Source organism: Anaerocolumna jejuensis DSM 15929 (assembly GCF_900142215.1).
GTDB lineage: Bacteria > Bacillota > Clostridia > Lachnospirales > Lachnospiraceae > Anaerocolumna > Anaerocolumna jejuensis.
Window position 1 is genome coordinate 259204 of record NZ_FRAC01000008.1, and the last position, 19179, is coordinate 278382.

At 39.6% G+C, this 19179-nt stretch carries 17 protein-coding genes; all 17 read right to left on the reverse strand.

Translation table 11 applies throughout. From position 1 onward, the window contains the following. Positions 1-131: 131 nt before the first annotated feature. A complete protein-coding gene (locus tag BUB77_RS07270) occupies positions 132-2246 on the reverse strand; it encodes a BglG family transcription antiterminator (RefSeq protein WP_073274325.1) in 2115 nt (704 codons plus the stop codon). 94 nt (positions 2247-2340) lie between these two features. Beyond that, positions 2341-3240, reverse strand: coding sequence for a Cof-type HAD-IIB family hydrolase (locus BUB77_RS07275; RefSeq protein ID WP_073274326.1), 900 nt, complete (start codon positions 3238-3240; stop codon positions 2341-2343). Between the two features lie 358 nt (positions 3241-3598). Continuing rightward, positions 3599-4129 (reverse strand): phosphotransferase-like protein, encoded by a 531-nt coding sequence (locus tag BUB77_RS07280; RefSeq protein WP_073274327.1) that lies wholly within the window; start codon positions 4127-4129, stop codon positions 3599-3601. 188 nt (positions 4130-4317) lie between these two features. Then, positions 4318-4617, reverse strand: coding sequence for a hypothetical protein (locus tag BUB77_RS07285; protein ID WP_073274329.1), 300 nt, complete (start codon positions 4615-4617; stop codon positions 4318-4320). A gap of 160 nt (positions 4618-4777) precedes the next feature. Beyond that, on the reverse strand, positions 4778-5611 hold the full coding sequence (locus BUB77_RS07290; protein ID WP_330392516.1) for an AAA family ATPase: 834 nt from the start codon (positions 5609-5611) through the stop codon (positions 4778-4780). Between the two features lie 212 nt (positions 5612-5823). After that, positions 5824-6309 carry a GNAT family N-acetyltransferase gene (locus tag BUB77_RS07295; protein WP_073274331.1) on the reverse strand — a complete coding sequence of 162 codons (486 nt, stop codon included), beginning with the start codon at positions 6307-6309 and terminating at the stop codon, positions 5824-5826. Positions 6310-6439: 130 nt separating this feature from the next. Continuing rightward, positions 6440-6787 carry a hypothetical protein gene (locus BUB77_RS07300; RefSeq protein ID WP_073274333.1) on the reverse strand — a complete coding sequence of 116 codons (348 nt, stop codon included), beginning with the start codon at positions 6785-6787 and terminating at the stop codon, positions 6440-6442. A 425-nt stretch (positions 6788-7212) separates the two neighbouring features. Further along, positions 7213-8139, reverse strand: a complete 927-nt coding sequence (gene tsf / locus BUB77_RS07305) for a translation elongation factor Ts (RefSeq protein ID WP_073274335.1) — start codon at positions 8137-8139, stop codon at positions 7213-7215. 127 nt (positions 8140-8266) lie between these two features. Then, positions 8267-9034 carry a 30S ribosomal protein S2 gene (gene rpsB, locus BUB77_RS07310; protein ID WP_073274337.1) on the reverse strand — a complete coding sequence of 256 codons (768 nt, stop codon included), beginning with the start codon at positions 9032-9034 and terminating at the stop codon, positions 8267-8269. A 216-nt stretch (positions 9035-9250) separates the two neighbouring features. Beyond that, positions 9251-10237: a DUF4349 domain-containing protein gene (locus tag BUB77_RS07315; protein ID WP_073274339.1), complete on the reverse strand. Its 987-nt coding sequence runs from the start codon at positions 10235-10237 to the stop codon at positions 9251-9253. A 245-nt stretch (positions 10238-10482) separates the two neighbouring features. After that, positions 10483-10935 (reverse strand): NUDIX hydrolase, encoded by a 453-nt coding sequence (locus BUB77_RS07320; RefSeq protein WP_073274341.1) that lies wholly within the window; start codon positions 10933-10935, stop codon positions 10483-10485. Positions 10936-11101: 166 nt separating this feature from the next. Continuing rightward, positions 11102-12655, reverse strand: a complete 1554-nt coding sequence (locus BUB77_RS07325; protein WP_073274604.1) for a peptidoglycan D,D-transpeptidase FtsI family protein — start codon at positions 12653-12655, stop codon at positions 11102-11104. Further along, positions 12597-13973, reverse strand: a complete 1377-nt coding sequence (locus BUB77_RS07330) for an FtsW/RodA/SpoVE family cell cycle protein (protein WP_073274343.1) — start codon at positions 13971-13973, stop codon at positions 12597-12599. Before BUB77_RS07330 ends, BUB77_RS07325 begins: the two co-directional genes overlap by 59 nt. A 39-nt stretch (positions 13974-14012) precedes the next feature. Further along, positions 14013-16484, reverse strand: coding sequence for a peptidase U32 family protein (locus tag BUB77_RS07335; RefSeq protein WP_073274344.1), 2472 nt, complete (start codon positions 16482-16484; stop codon positions 14013-14015). A gap of 98 nt (positions 16485-16582) precedes the next feature. Beyond that, positions 16583-16996 (reverse strand): cell division protein ZapA, encoded by a 414-nt coding sequence (zapA, locus tag BUB77_RS07340; protein WP_073274346.1) that lies wholly within the window; start codon positions 16994-16996, stop codon positions 16583-16585. A 450-nt stretch (positions 16997-17446) separates the two neighbouring features. Next, positions 17447-18457 carry a Holliday junction branch migration DNA helicase RuvB gene (gene ruvB / locus BUB77_RS07345; protein ID WP_073274348.1) on the reverse strand — a complete coding sequence of 337 codons (1011 nt, stop codon included), beginning with the start codon at positions 18455-18457 and terminating at the stop codon, positions 17447-17449. A 12-nt stretch (positions 18458-18469) separates the two neighbouring features. Further along, the gene (gene ruvA, locus BUB77_RS07350) at positions 18470-19096 is read right to left on the reverse strand and encodes a Holliday junction branch migration protein RuvA (protein WP_073274350.1); all 627 of its coding nucleotides are present in this window, start codon (positions 19094-19096) and stop codon (positions 18470-18472) included. Positions 19097-19179 lie beyond the last annotated feature (83 nt).

Consider the following 19179-nt stretch of genomic DNA (forward strand, 5'->3'; position numbering starts at 1 on the left):
ATCTCTCCTCTTCCTCTTTGTATTAAATAAAGGTAACAACTGTTTCGTTCCTGTAAAATAAGTATAGATAGAAATAAAGTTTCTGTAAAGAAAAAGAAAATGAGTTATGTCCGGTTCGTATATGACATAACTCATTTAATATTGGCATCCAATACTTTACTTTGAATAAAATTATCTAAAATTGCATTTAATTCAATGATGATTTCTTCTCTGCCGCTTTGTTTTAAGGTTAAGGAAAAGTCACTGCTGATTATTTTTCTGGTAATTTCGTTTATTAATTCCAGTACACAACCTTCCGTATCCACAGGCATTGACAGAAAAATAAAGGTGTCCGCTTTTTGTATATTTCCATCTTTACCAATACTTCCAATGGAACTTTTAAGCCTCAGGACAGCCATACCGGGTTCTCTGACCGCCTCTGACCGGAGGTGATATAAAACCATTCTTTTCCTGCTTAGAATCGCAGACCCCTTCTGTTCCTTATTTTCCATGTTCTTTTCCATCTGAAACCTGTCCGCACCCGATACCGCCAGGGACCGGCTGACGAAATGACTTAGCATCTCCTCATTTTCCGCAGCAACCTGTTCGATAAACAGGAAATTATCTATAATCTGTAATATATAACGACTGTATTGTTTCAGTTTATTCAGCTTTTCCTTAAACTGGGCCGTTCTTATCCTGCCGTAATTCACATTTACCGGCAAAAAGTTATCCAATACATCCCGTATATGCCTCTTGTCAGCTTCATTCAGGATAGGATTTACCAGGATAAAAGGAAGTTTTGTAATCTGTAATTCTACCGTGGCAATAATGAGATCGATATGCTTTTGTGTTAACTGGGCAATGTCCATGTCCATAACAGAAATAATGGAGGAAATCCGGATACCAGGAAATACCCGTTCAATTTCTGATACCAGTAACTGCGCCGCACCAATGTCATTCGTGCATACAACTACCGCCCGGTATATCTGAAGAGTATTACTTTTTTCTTCTTTCACAGCTGCACCGATATGAGTGGCCAGATATGCGACTTCATCTTCCGGTATAGCAACCCCCTCTCTTTCTTCGATAAATTGCGCACATTTTCCGGCCGTCTGAAATAAATCCGGATACATGTCCTTAATATCCTCTAATAAGGGATTCATAATATCCAGATGCATTCTTATTCGGTATATAGCCATTTTAAGATGCCCTGCCAGACCCTTAAGCAATTTTTCATTATCCTCAAGATAGATACCGGTTTCCCTTTCGGCAATGTAAATAACTTCCTTGGTCAATTCCATAATCTCAAGGTCCTGCCTGTCCTGCCCGGAATCCATTCCTTGCCTTTCCTGTATTTCGGCACCTTTGATATGGATAACAAGGTACTTGATTTCTTCTTCCGGAACTGCATAGGACAAAGGGTTTTCATGGGAAATGAACCACTCTTTTACCAAGTTATATAATTTATCCTCAGGCACAGCTTTTACCTGCTCATCAATATCATGGATAAACATGCCTATAAAGCATCGGTGGATCGTTACACTGATTCTTATTACCAGAGCGATGTAAGAATTATCAGCGAACTGGCAGCCCATCTGGGTTTCCACCTTCTTAAGGAGCTGTTCGGCCAGTATCAGATTATTGACATCTATTATATCAAGTATCCCCTGGTTTATTCTGGTTTTAATCAGCTCCAGGTTAAAGGCCTCTTTTGCTTTATTAAATATGATATTGATCAACTCCGCTTCATGGACCTGATCATAAATAAGAGTAATGATTGCACTCCTGACAGATATTTCATTTCCTTCCACATACACCCCAAGCCCCGGTTTTTTATTAATCTTTAACCGGAATTTGTCCATCCAGGTATCAAGCTTGTCTAAATCCGCACTGATGGTACCTTCCGTAACCTCCAGTAACATGGTCAGGGTATACAGCTTGGTTATCCCGGGATTTTTCAAAAGCTCTGCTTTTAGTAAAGTGAGCCTTTGCTCCGGCGAATAGACCAGATTCGACTTCTCACTCTTTATTTCACTTTTTAAAGCTTCTCTCTCTTTATCTTTTAGACTGATTCGGATTCCGCTGCCCTTTTTCTTTTCCAGGGCAATGCCCTTGCTGTTCAGCCAGTTCTCTATAGGAATCAATTCCCGGAGGACTGTCCTCGAGCTTACCTTTACAGTCTCAGCAATATACCGTACCGTTATATAATTATCTTCTTCTAAAAGAAGTAATATCAGCTTTTTATTCCGTGGTGTCAGCTTCATGGACATCCCTCCCCTCTTCTTCCGGTCTTAAGTTTCTGAGATTTCTGTTATACTTAATTTCCTATGTTTTAGCGAAATGTTATTCTCTCCATTTTTACTTTTTCCGAATGTCTCCTATGTTACCGTCCAGCAGACAGTTAATCGCATACGCGACTCCGTGCTGATCACAGTCCGTTGTGACGTATTTTGCTGCTTTTTTTAATTGTTCCATAGCATTTTCCATAGCAACAGTAACTCCATAATCCATCGATATCATGGAATAATCATTCATACTGTCTCCTATGGTCATAACCTCCTTCATCTTATAACCACGCTGTTCGATAAAATCCCGAAGAACAAGTCCTTTCTGAGCCTTTGCGTGAGTTATTTCCAAATTTGTTATATAAGAGGACGCAGATGCTATATCTGGAATCTGCCGGATTTCACAGTCCAATTGATTTAAAATTTGTTGATTGCTGCCAATGATGAATAATTTATATACGGGGGCCCCTTTTAAAAACAATGTGTCCAATGTAGATACTGCCACAGTCCTCTTCTTCAGCATTTGAATCAGAGAGCGGCCATCCCTGTGACCTGTTTCCCTTTCGGCTCTCTTTTCTTCATGAAGTGCCATTTCCCGTAAACGCAGGCTTTCTTCCATTTCCAGCTGATTTCCAATCATATAGTCTTGTTCTATCGTATTGAGTATTACGGATACAGGATAAGACGAAGCACATTTCATAACCTTAAATATATTATCCCTGGTAAGTGGAATTGAACTTAGCAGCTCTCCCTGGCTGGATATTGTCTGTGCTCCGCTTAATGTAATATATCCATCTGCCAGATTTTCACTTTCCAATACAGTAATGGCATCCTTATATTTTCTCCCAGTTGAAATCAAAAACATAATTCCCGACTCTCTTGCTCTCATTATGGCCTTTTTATTCTCCAATGACAAACGATGTTCTCGATTTAATAGTGTTCCATCAATATCAGATGCAATAACTTTTATCATGCTTCATCCTCCAATGTCTAAAAAGCTAGTACAAATTGATACGGTATATTATTATTGTAAACTTTAAACTATATATACTGAGTAACGGCTTTACTCCTGACTAACAATATAATTTACCCAGTATAATAGGTTACCGTAAGAAAAGTATAAATAGAAATAACGTTTCTGTAAAGTGGAAGAAAATGAGTTATGTCCGTTCCGTATATGACAAAATTCCTTTTATAATTAAATAAGCCGCCCTTTCGTAGCCAAAAGTTACAAAAAAGCAGCTTTTATTTTATATTTCCTGGGAAGCTCCTGTATATTCGCAGAAACCATTCTTACTTGACAATGCTCAATAACTAAAAACATCCCTCAACTACACATTTGCTTTCAAATTACCAAACAGTTCTTTCAAAATTATTTCTGCACATTCCTCAGGTGTGTTACTATGAGTTTCCACCTTGCAGCTATACGTAATACCTTCTGCCATTATCGCATTTTGCTCCTCTGATTGGTTTTCATACCTATCTCCGCGCTGGATATTCCTTTTACGGCATATCTCTAAAGGACAATATACTTCAACAATATCAAGCGGGTTCTCCTTTAATATCGTTCTTAGCTGTTCATAATGCGGTTTTAGCTCAGGCTGTTCAACCAAAATACCATCTATAATAACATTTTTCCCTTGATCAGAGAATAATTTAGCGGTGTGATACATCATAATAATTACATCACTTAAATACTTCCAGTAATTCTCTCGAAGATATTTTTCACCAACCATTTCCTCAAATAAATCATTTGCCACAACATAAAAAAACACCTCTTTTCTTGATTGTAATGCATCTACAATTGAGGTCTTTCCTGCACTTGTAACTCCATTTAGGAATATAATTCTTCCCTTATCCATAGCATTTTCCCGCTTTCTATTTATGTATCACAAATTTAGAATACTTTTTCATTCCTCGTAATTTTCTTTCATTATACACGTTTTTACAGTACATTTCCATCTATAAATAAAAGGTTAAGACAGGCCCTTTTATCGACCAATCTCAACCCCCTGATTATGATGATACTCTCAAAAGAAGCAGCATAGACTCATTTATCTTCCTCTTCTGTTTTAGAGCTATCCGCTTTAACATCCAATTTATGAGCATTAATTGAAATATCCACTCTATTCATTAAAGCCTGCCATTGCTTTTCAGACATCTTAATATTTTTTTCTTGATCATTTTCTAAATCTTCATGAATCTTTTCCTTGATTTTTAACTTCCAATTCAATACCTCTTTTTTAAATACTTCAGACATATTTGTCTCTGTATCACTGCTATATTTTGTACCCACTTTTTTTGATGATGCATCCGTATAGCAGTATTCATCAAGTCCTGTTATATCCATAGCAATTTTCCTCCCCATATTATTAAAGACTACTTAATTCAAATCATTCTTGAATTAGAAATTTCATTGATTTTTCTTCATATAATATCGGCATAAATATAGTAAATTTTTATAAAACAATTAATTTAATTTTCTAATCCATATGCTTCCGTCATTCATTTTATTTGTATTTTTCAAATTCATCCCTATGCTTTACAAAAAAATCGTAAAAATATCTTACGTTTTCAAGCTCCGTCCATTTTGCAGTTTCCATTTCACTCGAATCCAAATTATATATTTTTGCATTTAAAGTTCCAAGCATGAACGGAGAGTGGGTTGAGATAATAAACTGGTTTCCCAGAAATCTGGCCATTTTATTTATATTCTCTGCCAGTAATACTTGATTGGCTGGAGATAACGATACTTCTGGTTCATCTAACAGATAAAGTGCGTCAGTTCCTATATAATCATCCAGCATCTGTAGTGTTGTTTCCCCATTAGAATACTTTTCCTGCGCAAACTTAAGGTACTCTATTTGTTCATACATTTTTTCTGAAGCTTTCAAGCTATGAATCTGCTCCTTTGCCATTCCCCTTCTAACGTGCTCGTATACATATCCATCTCTTAAAATCTGCTCCTGCTGGATTTTCTTAATTTCATATAAAATATCTTCACTCTTTATATATCTGCTGCCAAGTGGTATTTGTTCCAATTGCTTGCCTGCTTCATCTTCTCCTAATTCATAATCACATTCCTGAATAAAATCAGAAAAGTAACGTGTTATCCCATATTTGTTATTCGTAGCAAATTCGCTTCCTTCTATTTGTAACTTATTTGCTATAATATTAAGTACCGTAGATTTTCCAGAAGCATTATTTCCATACAAAAGAGTGATTGGCTGAAATAAAAATACCTTTTCAGATTTATTTGAAAATACGTTATAAGGATAGATATTGGGATTATTCACTCTCTTCTGAGATAGGGAAAAACTGCTTAAATATCTGATAATCTTCACCTTCCTTTCATCCTAATGGTTCAAGTATATACTATTTTTGCAAGCAGAACAAACCTTCCATGCAAAAATCGCCGGAAACACTGAGTTTTCGGCGGTCAAGCACTCTTTAAAGCATGAAATTAGCTACCCATTGGCTTTGAGAACTATTGAACCCAAATATTGCATATATACGATTGGCGGGATGTTAGATATCTACATAATTGGAATTATCTTTACAATTTCATCTCATAATCCATCAATTTTCCAGCATATTCTTGATTCCATTCGCTTTCACGCTTTTGTATAAACTTAAATCCAACGCTCTCGTAATTCTTTTGTGCAGGCACTAATTGCTCATCAGTCGTCACTATAATTTTTTTAACATTTTTATTAGTCATTCGTTTAACAGCTTCTTGTAACTGCTTTTTTCCGAAATCATTTCCTTTATACTTCGTTACAATGCAATTATGACCAATTTCTATGTATTCCGGAATATGTCTTGGATCCCAACATATAAAACCAATTGGAGTATTATTTAAAGTTGTAATAAAGCCACATTCATCTGCTATTTGTAGATTATCATAAAAAAATTCATCCGCTTCTTTCCAGTTTGTTATCCAATCCCTTTCATATCTGCTATCAAAGGAATATCCATCTTTTAGTAATTGGTATATAATTCCTCTATGAAATTCACTGAATTTTCTAAATTCAATATTCATCCCTATTACCTCCATAGCTTTATATTTGTCTTTACTCAATAGTAAAGCAAGATATATTTGTCTTTCTCTTTTATTATCTAAATATAATGGGTAGTACGTAGTCCCCTACAATATTGGATTTGCTATGAGCTTAATACTCACCATTATACTCATCATAATCAGAAACTGAAACAAAATCTATATGGTATGGGAAATAGACATTTCTACACTTAGGTAAGTTATCATTTAAGAAACCTATAATGTTTTCGGTCATATCTTTTGAAAAATATTTTTCGTTCAAAACTCCACCTAAAACAGCATCGTTACCTATGTATTGCACAAGTAAGAAACCATAACTCGGTTCAACGATTACCAAATCATGCAGGGACTTACCATATTCTTCATTTTTACTATCATAGAAACGAATCATACATGAGTTTTCAGTTTCAAAAAATTCCACATCATATGAACATCCGTGACTTATAAATTTCTTTTGCATTGGAACCTCCACAAATTTTCTCAAATTCACCTTCTTTGAAAATGTTTCTTATATGCTTACCGATTATACTTCTATCACGTTAAAATAATTCTGCCATTTGATCTATGGAGAGCCAAACAGTATCATTATTAAAGGTAGCTTCTATTTTCGTCAACTCATCCCTGGTCTGATATACTACAATTTCAGAGTTCCTACCACACCTTATATTCATGTTCTTTTATTATACATGTTTCAACTAAATACTTCCATTAGTATTTAAAGGAGGTTAGGTTTATAGAAAATATATCTATCTAACTTAATCTCCTGATATTTAGAAAACCGTCGGAAACATTAAGTTTCCGACGGTTAGCATTATTTTAATTATAAAATTACGGTCTACTCTGCTTTGCAATCTTCTCACGAAGAAGTTGCTTGCTACTCTTTGTCTAGTTTCCCATCTGCTTTGCAACTTCTTCGGCAAAGTTTTCGGATTTCTTTTCGATACCTTCACCGGTTTCGAAACGGACAAAGCTCTTAATTGCAATAGGAGCACCGATTTCTTTTGCTACTGTATCAAGATATTTCTGAACAGTTAAATCTCCGTCTTTTACATAAACCTGATCTACAAGGCAGATTTCCTTTAATTCCTTGTTTAAACGGCCTTCGATCATCTTCTCTATGATATTCTCAGGTTTTCCGGTATTCTCGTTCATAGCCTGAGCCTTTAAGATTTCTCTTTCGTGAGAAATGTAGTCTTCCGGAATTTCTGTTCTCTGAACATATTTAGGAGAAATTGCTGCAATCTGCATAGCAATATTCTTAGCTGCGTCTTTTGCGATATCATTGCATACAGTTGTTTCAACTTCAACTAATACACCGATTCTTCCGCCGCCATGGATATAGGACTCAACAAAGCCATTTTCAGCAACAACTTTCTGGAATCTTCTGATATTCATGTTTTCGCCGATTACTGCTATCTGGCTGGATAATTCCTCTTTTACTGTCTTGGAAGCATCAAGTGCCCAATTTTCAGCTAAAAATGCCTCAATATCAGTATTTGCAGTTGACATAGCCTGGTTTACGACTGCTGTAACAAAGCTTCTGAAAGTTTCATTCTTAGCTACGAAATCTGTTTCACTGTTAACTTCTACGATGGCAGCTACTTTACCGTCTTCGCTTACTGCAGTTTCGCAGATACCTTCTGCTGCAATTCTTCCTGCTTTTTTCTCAGCAGCAGCAAGTCCTTTTTCTCTTAAGAACTCAACTGCCTTGTCCATATCTCCATCGGTAGCCGCAAGTGCTTTCTTACAATCCATCATGCCGGCTCCGGTCATATCTCTTAAATCTTTAACCATTGCTGCTGTAATAGCCATGTTTGTATTCCTCCGTTTTTTGATTATATTAAGCTCCTATTGCATTTTTCAAACGAACCCCAAGCATACCGCAAGTCTCCTTGCGGTACTGCTTAATGGGTATTAAAAAATGCACTGCATTTTTATATTATGCTTCTACGAATGTTTCTGAGCTTTCTTCTGCTGCTTCTACTGTTTCGCTGGTAGCTTCTTCGGTATTGTCAGTCATCTGAACACCCTGGTTAGCTTCGATAACAGCGTCTGCCATCTTGGCAACAATTAATTTAACTGCTCTGATAGCATCATCATTACCAGGAATTACATAATCAAGTTCTTCGGGATCACAGTTTGTATCTGCAATACCGATTAAAGGAATACCTAATGCGTGAGCTTCCTGTACGCAGATTCTTTCCTTCTTGGGATCTACTATAAAAATAGCATCAGGAATATTCTTCATATTCTTAATTCCACCAAGGTTCTTCTCTAACTTCTCCCATTCTTTCTTTAACTCAATAACTTCTTTCTTGGGAAGAACTTCGAAAGTACCGTCCTGGGACATTGTTTCAATTTGTTTTAATCTTGCAATTCTGCTCTGGATGGTCTTAAAGTTTGTTAACATACCGCCTAACCATCTCTCGTTTACATAGAACATATCGCAGCGCTCTGCTTCGGACTTAACGGAATCCTGAGCCTGTTTCTTGGTTCCTACAAAAAGAATCTTTCCGCCCTCAGCAACGATATCCTTGATTGCATAATAAGCTTCATCTACTTTGCCAACAGATTTCTGCAGGTCAATGATGTAGATTCCGTTTCTTTCTGTGTAGATGTACTCAGCCATCTTAGGGTTCCATCTTCTTGTCTGGTGTCCGAAATGTACACCTGCTTCCAATAACTGCTTCATTGATATAACACTCATAATTTACCTCCATTTGGTTGTTTTCTTCCGTATGTCTCATTTTTCTGACAGACCGTAAAGGCACCAGGCCAGAAATCAACATACGTGCAATTTAGCATTAGAATTATAACACATCTTTTTCAATATGACAAGTATAATTTTTTATATTTGCCAGCAAATTCTTTATCTATCAGCAAATTATTATTATCTGCAATTCTTTGATTCTTCTGCTATCCGTTATTTCTTCTGCTCTCCTTCTTCCTGCCTGCCTGCATTTGTATTTTGGCCCGGACCGGAAAGCTGTCTCTTTTCTTTTTTATGATATACTTTCATAGTTATGAATATGGATAACCCTATTACAATTCCCCAGAATATGATATAGGGCAGATTAGCAATAAACCAGACAGCTGTTTCAACAAAGCCGTCCCTTATGTTAAAGAGGGAATTCGTAAGGCCTGTTTTCATTCTGCTTCCGGGACTCTTGTTTTCAACCGGTGAAATCCGGAGCACTTCATCCACGTTTAAGGTTATGGTGGCATACTCTACCAGATTATCATAGGTCCGAAGAGTTGATGTGTTTTGTTCCACCTGATATCTTACATCACTTAACCTTTCTTCCAGGGCAATAATATCCTCTATTTTATTAGCTTTCTCCAATAGGGCCAGCAGTCTTTCCTGCTCTATCTCCAAGGCCTTGACCTTGCTCTGGACATCAACATAATTCAGGGTGATATCTTCACTGCTTTCCTCCTCATGAATAAGGCTCATTTTGTTTCCCATGATTTTAATAAAGCTGTCTGCCTTGTCTGCCGGTATGCGCAGAACATACTGTGCACTTCTGGAACCCTTGTATTCCGTGCTGCTTCCGTTGATGGAGGAGCTTTCAACATAGCCGCCAGATTTTTGTATTTCCTCCGTAATAACCTTTAGACTTCCCTCAAATTCAACTGTTTCAAGAATTAAACTGATTTTTCTGATCCGCTTTCTGTTGGTATCGGAATTATTTGCAGCTTCTCCGGCACTGCTCTTTGGTTCTTCCGTAGCTGCTGTTGTCTCCGCTGAGGTGTCTGCAGTAAAGCCATTCCCACTGCCTGCCTGATTTGCCCCGCTTTGTCCTGTTCCCCTGTCATATTGAGCTTCTGTACTGTTTTTGCTGGCACTGCAGGCTGAGAGTAACAGCATCACTGCCATCACTAATGAATAATAAATCCTTCTCTTTTTCATAATTACCTCCTTAAACAATCAAAACACCGGTTGCCTAAACTTAACTTTTCCCCATATTAATATTATAAAGGACCAATGGAACTTTGACAACGAAAGAAAGGGGCATTAAGGAAAATGTAAGGAATTTTAGGAATTACAAAAGGGAACCAGCAGTAAAAATTTCCTTTTCTGCTGACTCCCTTTTATAATTTCGTTCCGTATTGATACCGCTTTTTCACCTTTGAAAATGCCGGTCTGTAAACCTGTCAGAAGTATTTTTTGTTACCCCACAAATTACTCTTCTTCAAATCCAGGTATTCATTGTAAGCGCGCTCCAATATCTGCTTCTCATTAGAGAACTTCAGCATATGGTACGCCTCATGAAATTTATAATATCCGGAATCCATAAAATATTCTTCTCTTTGCGGTTTGCTGTAATAGCTATCAGACATCATTAAATACCAATGAACATCCTTTATTACTGTATTCTGTGGTGTACTGAATGTATACTGGCTTTTTCCAATATATTTAATTATAGAAGCATCCGTCCCTGTTTCTTCCTTCACTTCACGTATGGCTGTCTCCTTAAATTCTTCGCCTTCCTCCACAGTTCCTTTCGGCAGAACCCAACCTTCGTATTTGTTTTTATAGTTCTTATACAGTAGTAAAATCTTCCCTCTGAAAATAACTACACCGCCACAGCTCGTTGCTTCAATCATCGCAATTCCTCCTGTATTATGGTGTGTCAAATAACTGTTTTCAGTATACATCATTTTACATAATTGTTCAACTGATATTTATGCAATACTAACAAATCTCTGTACAAAAAAGGCAAAATGATGATAATATGCTGTCCAAACGACAGGATTCTATCAATTTTTTATCTTATTTGTAGCTAAAATAGGTCTTAAAAATTTTATCTGCTATGGGAACTGCGTAATCACTTCCTGTTCCGACGCTTTCTACTATAATACTTACTGCTATTTCCGGATTCTCGGCAGGTGCAAAGCCTATAAACCAGGCATGGGCCGGCTTGCCCTCCATAAATTCCGCTGATCCGGTCTTTCCTGCTACCGTATAGTGGCTATTTTTAAGAGAACCGGCTGTTCCGTTCTCCACCGTTTCTGTCATAAAGGAGGTCAGTATTTCTGCTTCCTTTGGAGTCATAACGGTTTTATACATTTCCGGCAGGTATTTTTTAACCGTTTCCCCGCTCTGGCTTTCTAAACGGTCCACCACATAGGGCTTCATCATGATGCCGCCATTTGCGACGGAGGATATTATCATGGCATTATGAAGGGGGGAAATCTGCGTCTGCCCCTGCCCGATTACCGTCTGGGGAATCTGGTCCACGGGAGACTTTCCGTTTAATACAAAGCTGCTCTTATTATACAACATATCAACAGGAATACTCTGGTTAAATAAAAAAGTATCACATAACTTTCGAAATGCAGACATATTTAAGGTAATTCCGATATTTGCAAAGGAAGAATTACAGGATTTAGCTAAAGATTCCTTTAAATCCACCTTTCCATGTGCCTTGTTATTATAGCAGTTGATTGTGACACTGTTAAAAATGCCCTTTCCTGTACAGTCGTATTTATATTTCTTATAATCCGGGTTCTCTCTGATATATTCCAGAGCTGTAAGGATCTTAAAGGTGGAGCCCGGAGGATACAGTCCCTGGGCGGCACGGTTTAACAGGGGAGAATCCTTCTCTTCCTTTCCGGTATCCTCTTTGGTAAGCTCCTCCCATACCTTATCTATCTGGTTCGGGTCATAATCAGGCTTTGACACCATGGCAAGTATCCTGCCGGTGGAGGGCTCCATTACAACTACAGCCCCCTTATGGCTTCCCAAGGCATCATAGGCTGCTTTTTGCAGTCTGGTATCCAGGGTGGTCAAAACACTGTCCCCAATGTTTTTTCCTCCTGAGAGCTCTTTTACAATCTTACTGACCGTATTGGTATGGGAGGTTAAGAGGTGGAAGTTCTCGGAGGATTCAATGCCGGTTCTGCCCTTTGAAAACCTTCCCACCACATGGGCATATATATTTTCATAGGGGTAGTTCCTTGTTTCATTCCCCTTGGAATCCACAAGGGTATGGGCAAGGACCTTTCCATCAGCTGAGAGGATATCACCCCTGATTATTTGTTCTGCCAGTAAATCCTGCCGTTTATTATAGGGATTGTTAATTACCTCCTCACTGTCCCTTAGCATAAAATTCACAAAATAACCGATTACCAGCAGGAAAAGTCCTGCAAATACATAAGCAATCAGTATGATTTCCTTATTGCGGGTCTGTTTCTTTTCTTTTGTTATTTTATCCTTTTCTTTTGCTACTTTATTCTTTTCTTCTGCTGCTTTTTTCTTTTTCTGATCAGGCTTGGCTCTCAGTAAGGATTTCTTCTTTTTCTTTTTGTTTTCTTCTCTTTCCATCTTCATTCCTATCCTGACTCAGAACATAAAGTCCCTGAATCACACTAAACATAATCACGCTGCTTAATACCGAGCTTCCTCCGCTGCTGACAAAGGGAAGCGTAACACCGGTTGAAGGAATCAGCTTAATTGCACCGCCAAGGGAGAGGAACACCTGAAAGGCATACATAACTCCAAAACCAAGGGCTATCAGCTTGTAAAATTCCTTTTCAAACCGCATGGCAATATTAATTGTAAGGATAAAATAATTCAGACAAATCAGAACCAGACAGACTGCAAAAAAGCCTCCCATCTCCTCCGCAATGGCTGAGAAAATAAAATCACTGTCAGCAACCGGAATGCTTGTAGGGAGTCCCTTGGTAAGTCCCATTCCAAACCATCCTCCAGTCCCTATGGCAAAAAGTGACTGAGTCACCTGATAGCCCTCCTTATCAATTAAAGCCCATGGATTCTTCCACGCTTTTACTCTGACTCTGACATGGCCAAATAACCGGTATGCCAGGACAGATGCCATACCTATGGCAGCGACACCGGCAGCAAGGTAGAGGCCCTGGGAAGTTGCCGTATAAAGCATCATTAAATAAGTTAAAAAGAAAATGAAGGCTCCTCCCAAATCCTTTTCCGCCACCAGTATGACCACATGAACTGCCGCAAAGGCTGTTACTATTACAATGTATTTAAAATCCTTCCTTCTGGATAGAAGGGAGGCAAAACAGAATACAAACAATATCTTAACAAATTCCGACGGCTGAAAGGTAACTCCCTTAATATTAATCCAGTTGGTGGCGCCGTAATTTTCAACGCCCCAGAAGAGTACCACTAATAACAGCAGAATTCCAAGTATTCCGTATATCCAGCCCAAATGCCTCAAATATTCCAGCTTCTCTATGATAATCGGCACCACAAGACATAAAAGCAGGGCTGCCGATGCAATAATCAGCTGTTTAAAGGCCTTATCATAATAGGTTTTAGCAGAGAGCCTGGCTATCATAATGTATCCGGTTACTAAAAGAAATACCATATTGTATAAAAACGGCTTGGAAAGATTGACATACACCCACTGGTAGAAGCCCAAAATCATAAACAGCGAAATAATTTCCAGTACATAGAGTATTATCAGCCAATTGCTCTGCAGATTGATATATAAAATGGCATAGCTGATAAAATGAAAAACGAAAATCAAAAATATCATATTCGTATATATTCTGCCCTGTCTTTGTTTATCTGAAATGCCAAGTACCCGGTAAGATAAGTAAGTATAAATGGCTACCAGTATAATGATGATGTATTTTGACATTTCCGATAACAGATTAACCATCCTGTGTCACCTTCCTTCTGCCTGCATGCAAATTTAAACTTATTCAATCCCTCTCTTAAAGTGTCCCCTGGTAATGTCCGTCTCTGTCTCTTTCACGGCTCTTCCATATAAGTAAGCATCTATATAATTTTCTAAGACTCTTTTTGTTTCCTCTGCCCCCTCACCGGTAAAATCAAGCCGGATAAAGGCTGTATTCAAGGCTTTTACATCCTCCGCACAGGATAAAAGGGAGAAGGTCTTGCTGTTATAAATCACATTATAGCAATCCCTGCAATGCCTCATTACCGGAAAAGCATTTTGAAAACGGTCAAAAAGACAGGCACTCTTTGCATCCCGTAAACAACAGGCTTCTTCCGACCTTCCAGTCAATGGCTTTTTATCTCTGCGGCTATCCGTCAGATACAGGCACTGTGCAGATATCATGACCGGAAGTCTGGAATATACGGTGATATACTGGTAAATCTCCGAAATCTCTTTCAGCTCCTGGTAATTCAGCTCAAATGGCGCGGTAATCTCTCCCATTCCCAGCTCTTTCAGATACTCTGCTCCCTGGCGGTTCATTGCATAGAGGTAAGTATCCCCTATTAATCTTTTAGAAGTCCTGATATTTCCGCTAAGCAGTTCATATTCTTCCAGCGTTCTGATTAAATATCCGTTTATAGTATTATCTTCCAGAATGGATTTATTCTGCAAATACATCTCATAGCTTTTTCTTCTTAATACATGGGGAAGGGCAAGGATTGCCTGCTTTCCTCTTTTGCTTATTCCCTCTGTGTAAAAGTTCAGCTTATTCAGAGGGACCATATCACTTTCCAGGATGATTTCCTTTACATGCTTATTGTCCCATACAGCCTCCAGCTGCTCCGTTGTCTGTACAAGGACAGATAATGCCAATTCCTTCTGTTCATTCCTTCCGGAAAAGCTGTACTGCTTCTTTTCCAGGTTTCCTTTATCCCCGCTGTCACTGTTATTCCCATTTCTGCGGTAGCTTTCTGTTACTGCCTCAGTCAGGGCCTGCACCCCTTCCCTTCTCAGCTCATTAAGCTTTCCGGCCGGTATAAAGAGCTCTCCCTTCAGCTCTATTGTCAAGATTTCAAAGTAAACTTCACTATCACCCATTCTATTCAGCTGCTTAGAAAGACGTTCTTCTGAAATCGGCTGGTTCTCTGCTCTGTCTGGAATATCGCCATACACGCTGACCTGCTTATCATAACAGCTTAAAGTAAGGCATAAGGGCTTGTCCGATTCAGCCGTAAAGTGCCCCTTCACAGGTATCCTGTTCTTTTTCTCCAGATATTCTTCTTTTAATGTATTTATCAGCGCATTATTTCTGGTACGGTATACCATATCACCGGGACGGATTTTTATGCCCCGTTTATAATTTGCTGTTATTTTCCTGCCCTTCTTTTCTCCTGTTTTTACCGTATATTCGTAAAGGGCCTCCTGGGACTTTCTGACCTCTAAAACATCCTGGGCATTGATATCCTCTGCCAGCTCGATAGTCATTTGGGAATCCGTACATTTTATGACCTTTCCGATCAGGACGCCGCTGTGGTTCGGGCGTTCCGTGGATAGCATGGAAAAGCCATTCTGCAGCTCATAATATCCCCTGGAAAAGCCTCCCCGGTTATAAATATCAGAAAGATTTCTGATATCTCCCTTTAATTCTTCCCCGTGGCTTCTTCTGTATTCCTCATAGCCTGTGTCTCCAAGCTCGTAATACAAATCCTTATACTTCCGGTAAACGGAGGTCACTGCTGCGGTATATTCCGGGCTCTTCATCCTGCCCTCAATTTTGAAGGAGTTTATTCCGGCCTTAATTAACTCAGGCAGTATTTCCAGGGTTTCCATATCCTTTGGGCTTAAATAATAGCCAGTCCCCCTGTTTTCTCCGTCAATCTTCAGCTGATAGGGCATTCTGCAGGGCTGGGCACACCTGCCCCTGTTCCCGCTCCTTCCCCCAATCATACTGCTTAAGAGGCATTTACCGGAATAACAGTAGCATAATGCTCCATGGACAAAGGATTCGATTTCTAATTCTGTGGATTTCCTCAAATCCCTGATTTCCGGCAGGGTAAGTTCCCTTGCATTTACAATTCTTGTTACTCCCATATCCTTTAATACATTAGCACCCTCTCCCATGGTTATGGACATCTGGGTACTGGCATGAAGGGGAAGTTCCGGAAAGTTTGCATGAAGGAAATGCAGTACGCCCAGGTCCTGGACGATAAGGGCATCCACTCCCAGCTCATAGTAGCTTTTGATATATTCAAACAGCTCCTTCTCAAGCTCCGAATTCTTCAGCAGGGTATTCACTGTCATGTAAATTTTCTTCCCATGAAGATGTACGAAATCAATTGCTTCCTTCATGGTTTCGGGCGTAAAATTATCCGCATATGCCCTTGCTCCGAATTTGGCTCCGCCCACATAAACTGCATCACAGGAAGCATTCACTGCTGCCTTTAAGCTGTGGAAAGAGCCTGCCGGAGCCAATATCTCAACTGTATCCATAAAAACTCCAATCCGACATTAACATTTTGATTCTCTGAATGAAAACAGGCTGGTGCAACGATGGGCTTATTCCCCTGATGATTGCAGCAGCCTTTTAATTAACCTTTTGTGTGTTTGTTTCCTAACTCTGTTTCAAGCCTGATGACCTTCTTCTGATTCTCATTAAGCTCTTCCTTTAAGGCAGCTATTGTCTTTTCCGCCTCACTAAGCTTGGTATTTAAGGATACCAGCTCATGCTTCAAATCAAATATTTCCTTGGCTTTTTCTTCGTTTTCCTGTTCGATTTCCCGAACCTGCTCCCGAACCTTAAAGTAATCATCTGCTATATTAATCTCCATCAGGATACTTCTCATTTCGGAATCCAGCATTTTATAAAAATCCTGCTTCTTGAATTCACTGTTTTTATTATTAATATAAGATGCCACTTTCTGAAGATACTCTTCGCTTTCATAGCCGCGCAAGGTATATTTTTTATTATTTAAAATGACTTCAATATTGTTCATCTTATTCATGGGGCTGCCTCATTCTATCTGAACCTGTCCGGTACAGTAACCTTCCTTGTATTTCCTTATCTTCCTTCTATTTGTTTCATTATAATATATCCGCGAATTTAAGGCAAGCTTTTCTTAGCCTCCCCCCACGGCAAACGCATGAGACCAAATAATGGATATGCACAGATGACCAAGGAGGTTGTTTTGGAGTTTTGTCTCAAGAGGTTCCATATGACACTTAAGCGGCAGGAAACGTGACTAGGTAAATCAGTGCCACTGTTTGAGCTTAATAACTCACACAGCCATATTTGTTACAGCGAGTTTGGCACTGATTTACCTGCCAGTTACGTTTTCTGCCGCTTTAGTGGAATAAGGGTTCTCGCGTAACAAAATTCCAAAACAATCACCTTGGTCATCGTCCGTTTCCACATATTTCCTCCCTACATTTGCTGAGGGTGTTTGCCGTGTGCCTTACGGGGTTTCTGACGATTTTTCCGATAAACCGAAATGACGGTAGGCAAGTCCCGATACCATTCGTCCTCTGGGCGTACGAAGAATCAATCCGTTCTGGACAAGGTATGGCTCGTAAACCTCCTCTATGGTTCCCGGGTCCTCGCCTAAGGTAGCTGCCACTGTTTCAATCCCAACGGGACCTCCGTTGAACTTTTCAATCATGGAGAGGATTATGGCTCTGTCCATGTTATCCAGTCCAAGCTTGTCCACCTCCAGCAAATCCAGGGCAAAGTCGGCAACCTCTTTTGTAATGCGCCCGTCGTATTTTACCTGGGCAAAATCCCTCACCCTTTTTAAAAGCCTGTTGGCAAGCCTTGGGGTTCCTCTGGAGCGCCTTGCCAGCTCAAAGGCACCATCACTGTCAATCTCCACTTTAAGCACACCGGCAGAACGGCACACAATTTCCTTTAGTTCCTCGTTGGTGTAAAACTCCAAGCGGTTTACAACTCCAAATCGGTCCCTTAAAGGAGGGGTCAGCATTCCTGCCCTTGTGGTAGCTCCCACAAGGGTGAATTTGGGCAAATCCAGACGGATGGATTTGGCAGCGGCTCCCTTTCCAATCACGATATCAATTGCAAAGTCTTCCATTGCCGGATATAAAAGCTCCTCTACCTGGCGGTTCAAGCGGTGGATTTCGTCTACAAAGAGTACATCCCCTTCCTTTAAATTGCTTAGGATTGCCGCCATTTCTCCCGGCTTTTCAATAGCCGGACCGGAGGTTACCTTCATATTCACTTCCATTTCATTGGCTATAATTCCTGCCAGGGTAGTTTTTCCAAGCCCAGGAGGCCCGTAAAACAGCACATGGTCCAAGGATTCCCCTCTTTGCCTGGCAGCCTCGATATAGACCTTCAGATTTGCCTTTGCCTTCTCCTGCCCTATATAATTATCAAGAAGCTGGGGTCTCAATGAATTCTCTATTCTCTTGTCTTCTTCCGTTAATTCTGTGGTTATGATACGTCTTTCCATTTCCATCCCGCCTTAAAAACCAATATTCTTTAAGGACAGCTTCAGCACATCCTCAACAGTCATATCTTCTCTCAGTTCCACAGACCCTACCGTTTTGGCAGCTTCTGCCGCAGAATATCCAAGTGCCACCAAAGCTTCAATGGCCTCTTTCCGCACTTCATAAATGCCATTGCCTTCCCTTCCGGGGGCAACGCCTGGCTCCAGGTTCTTTGCAAATCTTTCCTCAAAGGCATCGCTTAATTTCAGCTTATCCTTTAGCTCCAATATCAGCTTACCGGCTGTTTTTGCACCGATTCCCGGAGCCTTGGCTATGGTTTTTACATCATCTGAAAGAACTGCAAATCTCAAGTCATCCGGCGTGATGGAGGAAAGGATTCCTAGTGCTCCCTTGGGACCAATTCCATTGACGGTAATCAACAGCTTGAAAATGTTCAAATCCTCCCTCGTTAAAAAACCAAATAGCCCGATATTATCTTCTCTCAGGTACAGATATGTATAAATTGTTACGGTATTTCCAATTCCGGGAAGATTACTTAAGCTGGAAAGAGGCATCCTGATGTCATAGCCCAGACCACTTGCCTCCACGACAACTCCCTCTTCCGTTACCAGAATAAGTTCACCCTTTACATATGCAATCATCGATACTACCCTTCTGTCACCGGCCAGTCATCATGCCGTATCCGGCCCTTTCTTATTATTAAAGGTATCTCAAAAGTCATTTA

Excerpts from the sequence above, each read along its gene's own strand:
- BUB77_RS07320 (WP_073274341.1), bottom strand. The coding sequence starts at position 10,935 with ATGATTGAAGCAACGAGCTGTGGCGGTGTAGTTATTTTCAGAGGGAAG.
- ruvA (WP_073274350.1), bottom strand. The coding sequence starts at position 19,096 with ATGATTGCATATGTAAAGGGTGAACTTATTCTGGTAACGGAAGAGGGA.
- ruvB (WP_073274348.1), bottom strand. The coding sequence starts at position 18,457 with ATGGAAAGACGTATCATAACCACAGAATTAACGGAAGAAGACAAGAGA.
- BUB77_RS07300 (WP_073274333.1), bottom strand. The coding sequence starts at position 6,787 with ATGCAAAAGAAATTTATAAGTCACGGATGTTCATATGATGTGGAATTT.
- BUB77_RS07315 (WP_073274339.1), bottom strand. The coding sequence starts at position 10,237 with ATGAAAAAGAGAAGGATTTATTATTCATTAGTGATGGCAGTGATGCTG.
- BUB77_RS07295 (WP_073274331.1), bottom strand. The coding sequence starts at position 6,309 with ATGAATATTGAATTTAGAAAATTCAGTGAATTTCATAGAGGAATTATA.
- BUB77_RS07325 (WP_073274604.1), bottom strand. The coding sequence starts at position 12,655 with ATGGAAAGAGAAGAAAACAAAAAGAAAAAGAAGAAATCCTTACTGAGA.
- BUB77_RS07270 (WP_073274325.1), bottom strand. The coding sequence starts at position 2,246 with ATGAAGCTGACACCACGGAATAAAAAGCTGATATTACTTCTTTTAGAA.
- BUB77_RS07330 (WP_073274343.1), bottom strand. The coding sequence starts at position 13,973 with ATGGTTAATCTGTTATCGGAAATGTCAAAATACATCATCATTATACTG.
- rpsB (WP_073274337.1), bottom strand. The coding sequence starts at position 9,034 with ATGAGTGTTATATCAATGAAGCAGTTATTGGAAGCAGGTGTACATTTC.
- BUB77_RS07285 (WP_073274329.1), bottom strand. The coding sequence starts at position 4,617 with ATGGATATAACAGGACTTGATGAATACTGCTATACGGATGCATCATCA.
- zapA (WP_073274346.1), bottom strand. The coding sequence starts at position 16,996 with ATGAATAAGATGAACAATATTGAAGTCATTTTAAATAATAAAAAATAT.
- tsf (WP_073274335.1), bottom strand. The coding sequence starts at position 8,139 with ATGGCTATTACAGCAGCAATGGTTAAAGATTTAAGAGATATGACCGGA.
- BUB77_RS07280 (WP_073274327.1), bottom strand. The coding sequence starts at position 4,129 with ATGGATAAGGGAAGAATTATATTCCTAAATGGAGTTACAAGTGCAGGA.
- BUB77_RS07335 (WP_073274344.1), bottom strand. The coding sequence starts at position 16,484 with ATGGATACAGTTGAGATATTGGCTCCGGCAGGCTCTTTCCACAGCTTA.
- BUB77_RS07275 (WP_073274326.1), bottom strand. The coding sequence starts at position 3,240 with ATGATAAAAGTTATTGCATCTGATATTGATGGAACACTATTAAATCGA.